Source organism: Vibrio diabolicus (assembly GCF_011801455.1).
In the GTDB taxonomy this organism is placed as follows: domain Bacteria; phylum Pseudomonadota; class Gammaproteobacteria; order Enterobacterales; family Vibrionaceae; genus Vibrio; species Vibrio diabolicus.
In genome coordinates this window covers 295770-311793 of record NZ_CP042451.1, presented here as the reverse complement: position 1 = coordinate 311793, position 16024 = coordinate 295770, and the positions used below count along the sequence as shown (strand labels likewise).

At 45.6% G+C, this 16024-nt stretch carries 13 protein-coding genes; 3 read left to right on the top strand and 10 right to left on the bottom strand.

The window, feature by feature from the left end; all coding sequences use genetic code 11:
- Positions 1–61: 61 nt before the first annotated feature.
- Positions 62–3016, bottom strand: a complete 2955-nt coding sequence (locus FR741_RS01515) for an ExeM/NucH family extracellular endonuclease (protein ID WP_167426182.1) — start codon at positions 3014–3016, stop codon at positions 62–64.
- Between the two features lie 546 nt (positions 3017–3562).
- Between FR741_RS01515 and FR741_RS01510 the strand changes: the two genes are divergently transcribed.
- Positions 3563–3937, top strand: a complete 375-nt coding sequence (locus FR741_RS01510; RefSeq protein ID WP_167426181.1) for a hypothetical protein — start codon at positions 3563–3565, stop codon at positions 3935–3937.
- A gap of 55 nt (positions 3938–3992) precedes the next feature.
- Here the strand turns inward: FR741_RS01510 and trpS are convergent, their stop codons facing one another.
- The 5 genes from trpS to nsrR form a co-directional block, all read right to left on the bottom strand.
- Positions 3993–5009 carry a tryptophan--tRNA ligase gene (gene trpS / locus FR741_RS01505; protein WP_005395367.1) on the bottom strand — a complete coding sequence of 339 codons (1017 nt, stop codon included), beginning with the start codon at positions 5007–5009 and terminating at the stop codon, positions 3993–3995.
- A 115-nt stretch (positions 5010–5124) separates the two neighbouring features.
- Positions 5125–5811, bottom strand: coding sequence for a phosphoglycolate phosphatase (locus tag FR741_RS01500; protein WP_005395368.1), 687 nt, complete (start codon positions 5809–5811; stop codon positions 5125–5127).
- A gap of 99 nt (positions 5812–5910) precedes the next feature.
- Positions 5911–6657, bottom strand: a complete 747-nt coding sequence (gene rlmB, locus FR741_RS01495; RefSeq protein WP_167426180.1) for a 23S rRNA (guanosine(2251)-2'-O)-methyltransferase RlmB — start codon at positions 6655–6657, stop codon at positions 5911–5913.
- Between the two features lie 70 nt (positions 6658–6727).
- A complete protein-coding gene (rnr, locus tag FR741_RS01490; protein WP_167426179.1) occupies positions 6728–9232 on the bottom strand; it encodes a ribonuclease R in 2505 nt (834 codons plus the stop codon).
- Between the two features lie 115 nt (positions 9233–9347).
- Positions 9348–9773, bottom strand: coding sequence for a nitric oxide-sensing transcriptional repressor NsrR (gene nsrR / locus FR741_RS01485; RefSeq protein ID WP_005387939.1), 426 nt, complete (start codon positions 9771–9773; stop codon positions 9348–9350).
- Between the two features lie 157 nt (positions 9774–9930).
- Between nsrR and hmpA the strand changes: the two genes are divergently transcribed.
- Entirely contained in the window at positions 9931–11115 is a 1185-nt protein-coding gene (hmpA, locus tag FR741_RS01480) for an NO-inducible flavohemoprotein (protein WP_167426178.1), read from the top strand.
- Positions 11116–11199: 84 nt separating this feature from the next.
- On the opposite strand, the gene motX is transcribed toward hmpA, so the two are convergent.
- On the bottom strand, positions 11200–11835 hold the full coding sequence (gene motX, locus FR741_RS01475) for a flagellar protein MotX (protein WP_005387944.1): 636 nt from the start codon (positions 11833–11835) through the stop codon (positions 11200–11202).
- 218 nt (positions 11836–12053) lie between these two features.
- Positions 12054–13370, bottom strand: a complete 1317-nt coding sequence (locus tag FR741_RS01470) for an adenylosuccinate synthase (protein ID WP_005395372.1) — start codon at positions 13368–13370, stop codon at positions 12054–12056.
- A gap of 172 nt (positions 13371–13542) precedes the next feature.
- Here FR741_RS01470 and FR741_RS01465 point away from each other — a divergent pair, with 172 nt between their 5' ends.
- A complete protein-coding gene (locus tag FR741_RS01465; RefSeq protein WP_005381383.1) occupies positions 13543–13728 on the top strand; it encodes a DUF2065 domain-containing protein in 186 nt (61 codons plus the stop codon).
- A gap of 62 nt (positions 13729–13790) precedes the next feature.
- Here the strand turns inward: FR741_RS01465 and hflC are convergent, their stop codons facing one another.
- Together hflC and hflK are read right to left on the bottom strand one after the other, a co-directional pair.
- Positions 13791–14771 carry a protease modulator HflC gene (gene hflC, locus FR741_RS01460; protein WP_005395373.1) on the bottom strand — a complete coding sequence of 327 codons (981 nt, stop codon included), beginning with the start codon at positions 14769–14771 and terminating at the stop codon, positions 13791–13793.
- A 2-nt stretch (positions 14772–14773) separates the two neighbouring features.
- Positions 14774–15979 (bottom strand): FtsH protease activity modulator HflK, encoded by a 1206-nt coding sequence (gene hflK, locus FR741_RS01455; RefSeq protein ID WP_167426177.1) that lies wholly within the window; start codon positions 15977–15979, stop codon positions 14774–14776.
- Positions 15980–16024: the final 45 nt, after the last annotated feature.

Genomic DNA, 16024 nt, shown 5'->3' with positions numbered 1-16024 from the left:
ATAAAAAGGCCAGCATCGGCTGGCCTTTGGTCTTTACAGCTGTATTTTAGGAGATAAAGGCTTAGTTGCGGCGACGTACTAAGCCAAGTCCAAGCATCGCGAGTAGCGCGCCAAAACCAAACGAACCACCATCTGAGTCCTTCGAACCTTCTGCACCCGTTTCAGTTTGCGTCATTGAGACATCACGAACAGAGCTAAACTTAACGACGTTGCCTGTCGAGTCTGTCACTTTCTCTTCTAACTGGTAATTACCTTGTTCTGGCGCTTGTTCAAACTCAATATTCACGCTGCGTGCGTCAATGTCAGTTTGAGTCAAGGTTTGGCTAGCCGAGTAAACTTTTGCATCACTGCTTGTCGCGGCCGCTTGCGTAGATGCTGTTAAGTTCACTGTCACAATATCGCCCGCAACCGCAGTTGGTGGTAGACGTACATCAATAGCTAAGTTTTCACCCGCTTTCGGTAAATCGATATCATCATCTGGCAAATCAATAGCAATAATCACTGGATCATGATCAGACGCTGAGAACGCATCTTTGTACTTCGGCATGTCACCCGTGTATTTGCTGCTGTATTCAAACAAGTTACTTTCTAGTGAGTTGATGTGCCAATCTTCAATCGCCACCACTTTTTGCGCTAAACTGCTGCTTGCCAATGCATGGTCCAAGTTCCCCAACTCACCTGAATAGGTGTATGAGAACGTATCAGCGCCATGCAGCAAGGTGTTTAAATTGTGCAGACCGTAGCCTTTTTCAATCTTGGTTTTCTCTACTTGAAGCTCACCGCCACCAATGGTTGTGTAAGCGGCAGTGTAGATATCACGGCCGTATTTCTCTTGTGAGTAATCAGTGAGGGTCAGTAACGGATCTTCTTTGCCGTAAGCGTTCAAATCGCCCATAACGAGCACATCGCCATCAATATCTTTCAGCGCTTCACCAACGACTTTCGCAGCAGAAACACGGAAGTTGTTGCAGTTACCTTGCAGATCCGCGGGTTCTGAGTCTTCTACACCAGCAATCCACTCTTCAATACATTCAGAACCTTTCGATTTAAAGTGGTTCACGACCACTGAAAGATCTTCGCCAGTCTCTTTCACTGTAAAGGTCTGTAATAAGCTATGGCGTTGATATTTGTCGTATGCAGGGTTACTTTCAGTGCCCTCTTTACGAGTAATGGTGTTCTCTGCAATATGTTGCTCTGGCGTCACAATGACTTTTGCTGCTTCTTTTGGTGTTACTGCGTTAGCACGATATAAGATCGCCACCATGATCGCATCACTGCCAAAGTATTCCTCTTGGTATTTATCTTGCTCTTCGATTTCGACATACGTGTAATGATCTTCCACGTCATCAATCTCAGCGTTTAAAGCATCAACCAAGTTTTGGATAGCACTACCATCACCAAAGCCGTTGTTTTCCACTTCCATCAAGCCAATGATGTCCGCGTCCATCTTATTCATCGCTGAAACGATTTTCGCTTGCTGGATCAAGAACTCATCAAGGTTTGTTGCGCCACGATTTTGCCCGGTTGGGTTGTCGTGCCCGCTGTCAGCAACCGAAGTGAAGTAGTTAAGAACGTTGAAGCTCGCTACTCGTAAATCAGAATCGGCTATGGCTGGCGCCGCTTTACGCGCAACGTCAAAGTCATCACCTGACGTGACAAAGTTGCTGCTATCGACTTCATTGGTCGCAATTAGGCGGTACTCGTTGTAGCTGTAATTCACCACACCTTGCAGGCCTTCGACACGAGAGCCTAGGCGAATGTGCTGCTCTGAAGAGCCATTTTGGTCAAGATCTTGTGCAAACGTTGGGAAATATGGGATTTGACCATTTGGCGCTTTGCTATCCGATTCCAAGTAAATACGGTTGGCCGCATTCTCTTTGGCAAGGGCAACCGCAGCGTCACTCTCTGCTGCATGCAATTGAGTCGGCTTAAACAACGGTGCTTCATGAGACAACATCATGTTGTTGCGTCGAGAGTCATAATCGTAAGAAAAGTTACGAGTAACGAAAAGTTCGCTAGCCGAGCTGAGCTCAACTTGCATACCTTCATGACGCTCTAGTGCATCACGTAGTGTTTCCCCTTCCTTAATCGTTAACGGAGTAACCAAAGAGGCGTTGGATGTGCCTGTTTTTATATAACTGTTTGCATCAGAAGAAAGCTGAGTGTTGCTGTAATACTCTTGTACTTTCCCTTTCACACAAACAACATCACCGGCTTTCAGCTCTGTATCGGCAACATCGGTGTGAATAAACAAACCTTCAGATGTCTTGTCGTTGCCATCATTCTCAAGTGCTTGCAGGTAGAAGCCTTTAGTTAAGCCTGTTGTTACCGCACTGACCACACCAGTTACGAAGTGATCTTCGGTCGTGATGTAAGGGTAACCATCAATAAATGGAGAAGAAGCACCTTCACCTTGAATCTCTTGGATGGTGGTAAAGGCTGGTTCTTGTCCACCTACTTCACAAGCAAATGGCGCAGGTGGCTCAGTTGTATTTAATTCCCCTAAACCATCAATATTATCTTTAGGTAAGGCTGTCCACTGAGTGGATTGGTAGGTAGTTGAAGGTGTAAGCGCATCACTGTTACGAACTAACGTGGTGTCTTTAGCGAAATCCACGTCCCCCATCACACCTAATATATCGTGCACTTCCCCATCTTTAAGAAGTGCCAACGGATCGTCGCCGTTAAAGTTCGCTACATTTTTATCAGTGTAATCCGCAACCGCCTTTATTGCTTCGCTCGCATCGCCATGAGCAAGCACATACACTTGCTTCGCTTGTAACGTTACGTCACTAAGATCAAGAGTGCTGCCCCACGAGCCGCCACCATTCGAAGATTTTGCTAATTCATAGCCTGTGAGTGTCACCGCAGTATCACCTGTATTGGCGATCTCGACCGCTTTATTATAAGCGCCGCCTTCCACATACTGGGAAATAATAATCTCTGCGTTCGCGTTTGCGCTAAGTGCACTGGCGATGGTTAGTGCGAGTATTGAGGGTTTGATTAACGTGTCCATTGTCATACCTGATATTTATGTAAATGCAAACTTAGCTCTGATCAGAGCCTACCATTTGCGTCTACTATCAGGTTTATTTATGAAATAAATAAGAATGAGCAATTAAAGCCGTGAAATGAATCACATGTGAATGTAAGAAAATATGCCAGAACATCCCATTCAAACATTTTTTGTAATAAATACATAACGCTATTGATAAACAAATCAAAATTTAGATTAATTACTCAGTTTATTTTTTCACTTCATGTTAAGGAGTAGAAAATACATCGCTCGTGAAGTGGCTTATTAACCAAGCTCACTTTGTTATAAATGAAAATATAATTAATCACTAATTTAGAAAGCTTTGATTTTCATTTTTATAGCCATGTCTAAACTTAAGTCACCTATTATTCGCTCGGCTTTTTCTTACGCATGACCCTCATACTTCAAAATTTTCATCATTTGCTCAATAACTTCTCCTTATTCACTAGCCAAATTCATACACAAAAGATATAACACCTGCGCGAGACATTAAGATCTCATTAGCTGTAAACCCAGGAACGATAAATGAAAAAAATTCAACGCAGTGCGCTAGCTCTCTTCTTACTTGGCTTGATAACGGGATGTCAATTGACCGCCAGTGAGCCACTTCAACCTACCGCGAATCAAAACATCATCGAATCAGCCAAAAATGAGCTGGATGGAATTGAAGAGTTAGAGGTCAGTGACGAGGGTGTTATTACTTTTACCCAGCGTCTAAGAACACCAGGAACCTACTGGATCCCAGCAAGAATTAAAGAACTTAGCTACGATATATCATGCGTGCAGCTCAGTTACTTCATTGATAGAGGCATGGTGGTGAAGTCCACCTTTTTAGGTGCTCGAGGACGTGTTGAATATTACGATATGGAACGTTGCATGAAAGACACGCCATTCCAGTAAAAAGTATAAAAAAAGCTCCACCAACGTGGAGCTTTTTGTAATCTATTCTTAGCGACTATGGGCGAGCGACAAAGCCTACCGCTTTGTATGCTTTCTTCAGCGTTTCAGCAGCGCGAGCCGATGCTTTTTCTGCACCTTGCTGCATTACCTCATCCATGTAAGCACGATCAGCGCGAATACGATGGTATTCTGCTTGAATTGGCTCCAGCATTGCTACAACCGCCTCGCCAACATCTTTCTTAAATGGGCCATACATTTCTACGCCTTTGTACTTGGCTTCGATATCTTCAAAGCTCATTCCTGTCGCCGCAGAGTAAAGTCCCATTAGGTTCGCGATACCCGCTTTGTTCTCGATATCATGGCGAATGCTTGGTGGGGTTTCGGTGTCTGTTTGCGCCTTGTTGATCTTCTTGATGATCGACTTTGGCTCTTCAAGCAGAGTAATCACGTTCTTACGGTTATCATCTGACTTCGACATTTTCTTCGTCGCGTCTTGAAGACTCATCACACGTGCATTGACTGTTGGAATGTACGGCTCAGGAACGGTAAAAATCGGACTCTCTGGTGAGTAGATGTTGTTAAAACGCGTTGCGATATCACGTGCTAACTCAAGATGCTGTTTCTGGTCGCTACCAACTGGCACTTGGTGTGCGCCGTAAAGCAAAATATCTGCTGCCATCAACACAGGGTAATCAAACAGCCCCACGTTTACGTCATTTGCGTAACGTGCCGATTTGTCTTTAAACTGAGTCATACGGCTCAGCTCACCCATTTGCGTGTAACAGTTAAGAAGCCAACCAAGTTGAGCATGCTCTGGTACGTGTGACTGAACAAATAGCGTGCTCTTCTTCGGATCAACACCAACTGCCAGACAAATTGCCAGTGCGTCTAATGTCGCTTCATGCAGTGCTTTAGGATCCTGACGAACCGTAATCGCATGAAGGTCTACTACACAGTATTGGCAATCATAATCGTCTTGCATCTGCTGCCATTGACGTAGAGCACCCAAGTAGTTACCGATACTTAGTTCACCTGACGGTTGAACACCACTCAATACAATGGGTTTGCTCATTAGAATGATTCCTTTGACTTCTTAATCTAATTAAAATGAAAAACCGTGCGGCTTTTAGCGCACGGTTTACTCAGTGTACTCATTAACAAGTATTTTGGAAGATCTTTTGTTGCCGTTATGCAGAAACAGCGACGACTTCCAGTAATTCCGCGAGGCGGTTCGCCACTACGTCAGGGTTCGAAGCTGAAATGGGCTCGCCATGGTTATAACCGTAAGTTAAACCAAATGAAGCACAACCCGCATTTTTCGCCGCCAAGATATCGTTTTTCGAATCACCAACCATCAGCATCTCTGCTGGTTTTACCTGGTGCTTTTCCATTAGCCAGTTCAGCGCCACCGGGTTTGGTTTTTTCTCTGGAAACGCGTCACCACCTAATACGTCTACGAAGTACTTGGCGATGTCATGCTGCTCTAGAATTTCTGGTACGAATTTCGAGGGCTTGTTCGTCACAATCGCCATCGTAAAACCAGCTTGGTGTAGCTCTTCAAGCGTCTCTTTTACTGTTGGGTAAAGGTGACTTAGCTTATGGCCGCTTTGCTTGTAGTATTCATCAAACAGCTCACGCGCTTTAGCACGCAGCTCATCACTCAAATCACTGCTGATGGTCATGCTTTGGCTTAATGCACGTCCAATCAATATATCTGCACCATTACCAACGTAATCACGCACCTGCTCTTCTGATACAGAAGGATAGCCTAACGCCTGAACTGCTTGATCGGCCGCTACGGCAAGATCTGGCACGCTATCAAGCAGTGTTCCATCCAGATCAAAAGCAATCAATTTAATATCTTGTTGGGTCATAAATTCCCTAGCTAAAATAACACAGGATGGTTCCCCATCCTGTGTGCTTAATCTTGATGTCACTCAGTGTCACACTCAGCGACGCTTAGTGTGCTCGCCTTATTTTTGGGTAGCCAAACGCTGACGAACCGCTTCAAACAAACAGATACCAGAAGCCACTGATACGTTCAAGCTTGATACACTGCCCGCCATAGGGATCTTAATTAAATCATCGCAGGTTTCGCGAGTAAGACGACGCATACCATCACCTTCAGCACCCATCACGATAGCAAGAGGACCAGTAAGCTTAGCTTGATAAATGTCGTGCGTAGCTTCACCAGCCGTACCCACAAACCAAATACCTTTTTCCTGTAGCGTACGCATTGTACGTGCAAGGTTGGTTACACGAATCAAAGGCACAACCTCTGCAGCGCCACATGCTACTTTACTTACCGTGGCATTCATTGGTGCAGAACGATCTTTCGGTACGATGATCGCCGCAGCGCCTGCCGCATCTGCGTTACGCAAACACGCACCAAGGTTGTGCGGGTCCGTCACACCATCCAGCACTAACAGTAGCGGTGATTCATGCTGCGCTAAGATGTCATCAATGTCGTTCTCGTTCAGCTGTTTTGCTGGTTTTACGCGAGCAATGATGCCTTGGTGATTTGCACCACGCGCTTTGTCATCCAGTGTTTTACGCGTCATTTGTTGAATAGAGACACCACAAACCTGAAGATCATTTAGGATTGGCATTAGGCGATCATCTTGACGACCTTTTAAAACGTATGCCTCGATAAAACGCTCTGGTTCGCGCTCCAATACCGCTTTCACTGCGTGAATGCCGTAGATAAATTCGTTACTCATTGTTTAACCTGTTGTTCGGGTCGTATTGCCTGCGCCAGCTGAGTTTGAACTGAGCTGGCGCTTCAGCCTACTACGCTTCTTTTTTAGTGCGCTTGGTTTTCTTCGGCTTACTGTGTGGCTTTTTTTTACGTGCTTTTTTCACTTTAGGCTTCTTTTTGCCTTCGGCGTCATCACGTTTGGGGCCATTGCGCTTACTCACTGCGCCCGTTTCTTCTGGGCGTTTAGTTGGCTCTATCGCAGGAACTGCACGAGCCGCGCCACCTTCTTTCGATGAAGAGCGAGTCGCAGCGCGTTTTTTATCTTTCGCTTTGCGTTTTGCTTCCGCTGCGCGTTTCTTCGCAGTCTTACCTTCGCCGCGTAGCTTACGACTTGTTTCGACCAATTCAAAGTCAATTTGCTTATCATCGAGGTTAACAGCCAGTACTTTTACTTTTACTGCATCGCCTAAGCGGTAGATGTTACCGAAACTTTCACCAATAAGTCGTTGACCAATCGGGTCAAATTGATAGTAGTCGTTCGCAAGGGTAGAAATATGTACCAAACCATCGATGTGCAAATCCGTTAAACGTACAAAGAAGCCAAAGCTAGTGACATTAGCAATAACACCGTCTAGTTCGTCACCGACGTGGTCTTGCATATATTCACACTTCAGCCAATCCGCAACATCACGTGTTGCATCATCAGCACGGCGCTCTGTCATCGAACATTGTTCGCCGTAAAAATCCATGTCGTCAAACGAGTAATGATAGCCACCTGTTGGTGTCCAGCGATCTTGATTACTACCTTCTTCTTTAGCAATCAGATACTTGATTGCACGGTGAAGTAACAAGTCAGGGTAACGACGAATTGGCGACGTAAAGTGCGCATAGCGTTTCAATGCCAACCCAAAGTGCCCCGCGTTATCTGCGTTGTATACCGCTTGCTTCATTGAGCGTAGCAGCATAGTCTGAATCAACTCTTGATCTTGACGCCCGGAGATTTGACGTGCGAGATCGGCATAGTCCGTTGGTGAAGGCTCTAAACCACCTTTTAGCTCAAGACCAAGTTCACTTAAGAAGTCACGGAAACCTTGCAGGCGTAATTCACCTGGAGATTCGTGGATACGATAGAGCGCGGGCTCTTTCGCTTTTTCTACCAGCGATGCCGAAGCAATGTTGGCTAAAATCATACATTCTTCGATGATCTTATGCGCGTCATTACGAATTACTGGCTCAATGCTTTCGATTTTACGTTCCGCATTGAAAATAAATTTGGTTTCAACGGTTTCAAATTCGATTGCACCGCGTTGATCTCGTGCTTCTTTCAGCACTTTGTACATCTTGTGCAGCTCTTCTAGATGAGAAACAAGCGGCTGGTAGCGCTCACGTAGTTCTTCATCCCCTTCTAGAATCGCGCTCACTTTGCTATATGTGAGACGAGCGTGCGAGTTCATCACGGCTTCGTAGTGCTTGTAGCCCGATAGTTTACCCGTCTCTGAGATGGTCATTTCGCACACCATACACAAGCGATCAACTTGTGGGTTAAGTGAACACAAACCATTTGATAGCACTTCCGGTAGCATTGGCACTACTTGCGATGGGAAGTACACCGAGTTACCACGGTTGATGGCTTCTTTATCCAGCGCAGAGTCAGGGCGAACGTAGTAACTGACGTCAGCAATCGCTACCCATAAACGCCAACCACCTTCTTTGTTCTTCTCACAGTAAACAGCATCATCAAAGTCTCGTGCGTCTTCGCCGTCAATGGTCACAAGTGGTAACTCACGTAGATCCACACGACCAACTTTGGCTTCTTCTGGTACTTCTTCGCCTAAGTTTTCGATTTGTTTATCGACGGCCTCTGGCCACTCGTGAGGGATTTGGTGTGTACGAATCGCAATTTGCGTTTCCATACCTGGTGCCATATTTTCACCAAGTACTTCAACCACTTTACCCATCATGCCACGTGAGCGTGAGCCACGATCAGTAATTTCAATCACGACCACGTTACCCATGCGTGCACCCGCTTTGTGCTCATTTGGGATCAGAATATCTTGGCTGATACGCGAGTCATCAGGGACAACATAGGAATAACCATATTCGAGGAAGAAACGACCGACGATTTGATCATTACGCTCCTCTAACACTCGAACCAAGCGCCCTTCACGACGACCGCGCTTGCTGTTGTCTGTAGGTTGCACTAAAACAAAGTCACCGTGGATGATGTTCTTCATTTGATGGTGCGGTAACAGAATATCATCATCCTTGCCGACGCTGCCTTCTGGACGCACCCAACCGTGGCCATCACGATGACCAATCACGTAACCTTTCACCATTTCAAGTTTTTCAGGCAATGCGTAGCACTGACGGCGGGTAAACACCAGTTGACCATCTCGCTCCATCGCACGTAGCCGACGACGCAACCCTTCGTATTGCTCTTCGCCCTCAAGCTTTAGTGCCTCATACAAGTCGTTGCGATTCATTGGAACGCCCGCTTGCTCTAGAAACTCGATGATAAACTCTCGGCTTGGAATTGGATTTTCGTAATTTTTGGATTCACGATCTGCAAAAGGATCGTTTGGAATATTGTCTGACATAGGCACGCCTATCTAGCAAGGAAGGTATATGGCTAGTATATCTGAGTCTCTCGATAAGCTACAGAATTGCTTTGAAAAAAGAATGATCGAGATCGACTCTAGACGTGCAAATGAGTTAAGGACGAGCCAGTAAGATCAACAACTCAGAATTGTCGCTCAGCAAGGATTCGATCGTGCAATCATCCAGCTCCGCCAAAAAGGCACTTTTTGCTTTTGCCAATTTATCTTTGAGGCGACAGGCAGGGGTAATATGGCAAAAATCTACGCCGCAATTGACCAAATCTAACGGCTCTAAATCTCGCACGACACCACCTACTGTGATTTCAGAAGCAGGTTTCATCAGCCGAATACCACCGTTTTTTCCACGCACGGTGTGGACATAGCCTAGTTGCCCTAAACGGTTGATAACTTTAACCATATGGTTACGTGACACACCAAATAAATCCGTCACTTCAGTGATATTAGTTAACTCATCTTCCGGCAACGAAGCCAAGAAAATTAAGGTTCTCAACGCATAATCAGTAAAGCTCGTTAACTGCATATTCTCTCCCAAAGTGCGACTCAATAACTCGCTGGTGACACTAAAACGCCAAACTTGAGCTATCGATAAAAGTGTAAATCTTTTCTTGATCGAAAGATACATTTGAGATACAACTTTAAACATGCATTATAAATACAACTTAAAGTAGGAAGCCCATATGCTCAGCAATCAAACCATCGAGATCGTCAAAGCGACCGCACCACTTATCGCCGAAACGGGACCAAAACTGACCGCACACTTTTATGAACGTATGTTTACTCATAACCCTGAGTTGAAAGATATTTTTAATATGAGTAACCAGCGTAACGGCGATCAGCGTGAAGCGCTATTCAACGCCATCTGCGCCTATGCTGCCAATATTGAAAATTTGCCAGCCCTACTTGGCGCAGTAGAAAAAATTGCGCATAAACACACGAGCTTTTTGATCACAGAAGATCAGTACCAAATCGTTGGTAAACACTTACTTGCGACGATTGATGAGTTGTTTAATCCAGGTCAGGAAGTGTTGGATGCTTGGGCTGAGGCTTACGGCGTACTTGCGAATGTATTTATTCAGCGCGAAGAACAAATTTACCAACAAAATGAAGCTTTGGAAGGCGGTTGGCGCGGTCTACGCGAATTTGAGTTAGTCGATAAACAAATAGAGAGCGAACACATTTGCAGCTTTGTGTTTAAGCCAACCGATGGCCAAAAAGTAGCACCGTATAAACCGGGACAATATCTTGGCATCTATATCAACAGTGACCAGTTAGAAAACCAAGAAATTCGCCAATATAGCCTATCTTCTGCGGTCCAAGAGAACACCTACCGTATCTCAGTAAAACGTGAAGAAGGCGGAAAAGTATCGAACTTCCTGCACGATAGCCTGAACATTAGCGAAAAAGTGCAGCTTGCCGCCCCTGCCGGTGATTTCTTTATGGATGCCGAACCACAAACACCCGTTGTTCTAATTTCTGCAGGTGTAGGACTTACGCCAACGCTGTCCATGCTAGAAAGTCTCTCAGCACATCAAGCACCTGTAACTTGGGTTCATGCAACAGAAAATGGTCAACAGCATGCTTTCAAGCAACACGTGAACCAACTAGTCGCGGCGAAAGAAAACATGAACGCGCTCGTTTGGTATAACCACCCAACGGCAGAAGACAAGCTAGGTGAAGACTTCCACTTCAAGGGTTTTGTCAATCTGTATGAAATTGAAGCCGCATTAAAGCAAGATAACGTGCAGGTGTACTTCTGTGGCCCTGTCGGGTTCATGCAGCACGTAGCGAAACAACTATTAGAACTTGGCGTACCACAAGAGCAATTCCATTACGAATGCTTCGGTCCACACAAAGTCGTTTAATCGCTCAAGATTACTCTTCGGGAAAACAACAAAGCCCACATTATGTGAGCTTTGTTGTATGAAGTTGTTTGCCTTGATAGGACGTTACCAAAAGGTGTCTCGCCTTTTAGCTCGAGCAATAACGTTTTGTGGCATGCGCTGCTCGAGGCCATTTCTCAATACAGTGATGCGCTTATGCTGCCGCTTATCTGCTGTGACAGAGTTATATAGCCAACGATACGCATCTTCGTAATCAAGTGGGCTGCCGTAATCACGCAGGAGTAATTCGGCTAAATGAATACGCGCATTTAGGTTTCCCATTGAGGCGGCTTCTCGCAAGTAAGGAATCGCTCGCTCTTTATCTTGCTGCACTAAAGTGCCACGCGAATAGTATCGACCAATCTGCTCTAGCGCGGCTGGTAATCCTTGATGTGCTGCATTTTCTATGTAGTAAAGACCCAGTTCGACATCTTGCTCAACACACACACCCCAAGCCAACATATCTCCGTATAGAAATTCATAAGCGGGTAAGTTAATTCGAGTCGCACGAGCAACGATATCCTCCACCAGCTGGCAGTTATCAGCGCGCACACGTTGTAAGTGCTTATTTTGCTCAATAAGCTTTATCAGCTCTGCTTCGGTGTAGATAGGAACTGGCGCCCCCACATCAGCAACATTGGCTTTCGCTGTGGTAGCTACCAAGGTCAATAACAGTGAAGCAGCCACTGTTCGTAACTTCATAAACGTACTCTTTAAGGTATCTAAGAAACCAAAGATCGATGAAGGATCTCCTCTGCTTGATAACCTTATCGGCAAAAACCAGCTAAGCTTTAGACAATTTTTGCCTCTGACTTAGACTCAGCGGCGAAAATTTGCCATATGAGAATCACTGCCGTTTTTGTTCAGATACAAAAAAGCCGACCAGAAGGTCGGCTTTTGCAATCTTTAACGACTATCAATTAAGCTTCGAATGGATGAACCTTGATGATAGTTTCGTTGCGGTCAGGACCTGTTGAAATGATATCTACAGGCACACCTGTTAACTCTTCAATACGCTTGATGTAGTTAAGAGCCGCTTGTGGTAGATCTTCTAGCGCTTTAGCACCGAATGTGTTCTCAGACCAACCAGGCATTGTTTCGTAGATTGGCGTTGCTTTTTCGAATGCTTCAGCAGCCATCGGAGAAACTTCTAGCACAGAGCCATCTTCCATCTTGTAACCAGTACAGATTTTTAGCTCTTCTAGACCATCTAGTACGTCTAGTTTAGTTAGACAGAAACCAGATACAGAGTTGATTTGGATTGCACGACGCATAGCAACAGCATCGAACCAACCTGTACGGCGTAGACGACCAGTTGTCGCACCGAACTCGTGGCCAACTTCACCTAAGTGCTTACCAATTGGATCTTGCTTATCTAGACCATCGTATAGTTCTGTCGGGAATGGACCTGCACCAACGCGAGTACAGTACGCTTTCGCGATACCCAAGATGTAACCGATGTGACGAGGACCAAAACCTGAACCTGCAGCAACACCACCAGCAGTCGTGTTAGAAGACGTTACGTATGGGTAAGTACCGTGGTCGATATCAAGTAGCGTACCTTGTGCACCTTCGAACATGATCTTATCGCCGCGCTTACGTGCTGCGTCTAGTTCGTCAGTTACGTCGATAACCATTGAAGTAAGTAGCTCTGCGTAGCCTTTTGCTTCTTCAAGCACAGCTTCGTAGCTTACTGGTTCCGCTTTGTAGAAGTTAACGAGTTGGAAGTTATGGAACTCCATGACTTCTTTTAGCTTCTCAGCGAACGATTCCATATCGAATAGGTCGCCAACGCGTAGACCGCGACGAGCAACTTTATCTTCGTATGCTGGACCGATACCACGACCTGTTGTACCGATAGCTTTTTTACCGCGAGCGATTTCGCGAGCTTGGTCCATTGCAACGTGGTAAGGAAGAATTAGCGGACATGCTTCAGAAATGAAAAGACGCTCGCGTACTGGAATACCGCGCTCTTCAAGAGGTTTCATTTCTTTAAGTAGAGCTTCAGGTGATAGTACAACACCGTTACCGATAACACATTTTACGTTATCGCGAAGGATACCTGATGGAATTAAGTGAAGAACGGTTTTTTCACCGTCAATTACGAGAGTATGACCTGCGTTGTGACCGCCTTGGTAGCGTACCACGTATTTTGCATCTTCAGTTAAAAGGTCTACGATTTTACCTTTACCTTCGTCACCCCATTGGGTGCCTAGAACGACTACGTTATTTCCCATCTTTCCAAGTCTGATTGCTAGTTAAAAATGGATTCTAGCACCGAATCACGCTTCTTGCAGTCATTTTTTGTTCACAGAGTTGCTACCAGAATGTCATCTTGCTGCTTTGCTCATTTTGAAATCAGCATATCACTGATAGTATTTAGTTTTCTTTATTCGACTGGAAAGCGGTATGTCTGAATCCATATGGTTGGCGATTGGGCTCGTCTTGATCGTGGAAGGCATTGGACCACTCATTGCTCCAAACGGTTGGCGGAATATGGTGGCTCAATTAAGTGAACAGCCCAACAATCAGCTACGACGCATCGGTGGCTGCCTAGTAGTTGCTGGAGCCGTAATCGCCATAATGATGAGCTAGCACTTAGCATCAGATACAAAAAAGGCTCCCTAAGGAGCCTTGTGTTTCATTTGACGCTGAGATTATTTCTCCATGCCGCCCTTCGACTGGTTCATGTATTGGAAGAACTCACTCTTCGGATCAAGTACCAGGATATCGCTCTTAGAGCTGAAGGACTTCTCATACGCACGTAGCGAACGTAGGAAGCTAAAGAATTCAGGGTCTTTGTTGTATGCTTCAGCATAAATCTTCGCAGCTTCAGCATCCGCCTCACCTCGTGTTACACGAGCAGTCTTATCAGCTTCAGCTAGAATGGTTGCCACTTCTAGCTCAGCTTGAGCACGAATAACTTCCGCTTTCTCACGACCTTGAGAACGGTGCTTACGAGCTACAGACTCACGCTCTGCACGCATACGGCGGTAGATAGACTCACTGATTTCATCAGGCAGGTTGATTTTCTTCATGCGGAAATCAACAACACGAACACCTAAGTCTTTCATCGCGCTTTCACGCGTGTCTTTCAATACTTCAGACATAATTAGGTCACGTTCACCATCAATCTCAAGCGCTTCACGTGCCGCTTCAGTTGCGACAACATCTGCACTTGCATCTTCTGGTAGTACATCATCGTTACGTGGACCAGATACAATCTGTTTGATTTCACGAGCACCGATTTCAGAACGAAGCACATCTGTTACTTTACGCTCAAGTAGTGCCTCCGCCGTTAGCGAATTACCACCGCCTGTTGCTAGGTAGTAACGACCAAAGTCTTCAATACGCCACTTCACGTAGGTATCAATAATAACGTCTTTTTTCTCAGACGTTACGAAACGGTCTGCACGGCCATCCATCGTTTGGATACGTGCATCAAGTTGTTTCACACGGTCAAACAGAGGCATCTTGAAATGCAAACCAGGTTCGTAAATTCGAGTGATGTCGTTGTTGTCTTTAAGAACACGACCAAATCGAACCACGATACCGCGCTCACCTTCAGGAATCACAAACAAAGACATCAACATTAATGCCAGTGCGATTACCAATACAGGGATCATTAACTTACGCATTCTTAGTATCTCCCTTGACGTGAACCTGTTGAACGAGACTGCGTGTTCGAAGTGTCTTCTTGTGTACGCTCAGACTCCAGTTGAATTTGATCGTAGGTTGAAGATGACTTCGATTTACGTTTTGTGTCTGCCTGACCTTCTTGGCCCGCCAACTTATCGATTGGAAGGTACAGAAGATTGCCGCTTGATTCAGAGTCAATCAACACTTTCGAAGTGCTTGAGTACACCTCTTCCATTGCGTCAATGTACAGACGGTCACGCGTTACACCTGGTGCCGCTTGGTATTCTGGTAGTAGTTTTTCGAACTGTGCTACCTGACCAAGAGCCTCGTTAGTGACACGCTCATTGTAACCTTGTGCTTCTTTCTTCAAACGTTCAGCACGACCCGTTGCCTTCGGCAAGATTTCGTTCTTGTATGCTTCAGCTTCACGGATGAAACGCTCTTCATCCTCACGAGCTGCGATTGCATCATCAAACGCATCTTTCACTTGCTCTGGTGGACGCGCAGACTGGAAGTTTACGTCAACAAGTACCAGACCCATATCATAGCTATCAATGATTTGGTTCAGTGTTTCTTGCGTAGTTTGACGAATTTGCTGACGACCACTGGTTAGAATGCTATCCATCAATGAGTCACCAATTACTGCACGTAGTGCAGAATCCGTTGCTTGACGCAAGCTATCGTCTGCATTGGTTACACGGTACAAGTATTTGTACGGGTCAGTCACTCGGTACTGAACATCCATCGCGACTGTTACGACGTTTTCATCTTTAGTCAGCATTAGACCAGATGCACGTAGTGAACGAATCGCTTGTACGTTTACCGCTTCGTATTCATCAATAAAACGAGGGCGCCAGTTAAGGCCTGGGTCTACGATACGATCGTATTTACCTAAACGCAGCACAACACCACGCTCTGCTTCACCGATGGTGTAAAAACCAGCGAAGAACCAAACTGCAACAGCAATAAGAGCAATCACGCCAAAGCCAATTGCACTACCACCACCGCCGCCGATTGGAGAACCACCGCCGTCTTTTTTACCAAACTTGCCACCCAGTTTTTGACTCAGTTTATTGAACACTTCATCTAAATCTGGCGGACCTTGATCTCGGCCACCAGGACGCTGGCCACCACGATTATTATTACCCCAAGGGTCATTATCGCGGCCATTGTTGCCGTTGTTATTTCCAGGCTCATTCCACGCCATTAGAAAGCTCCATCATTTGATATGACGTTATACTGTAGCAGTCCT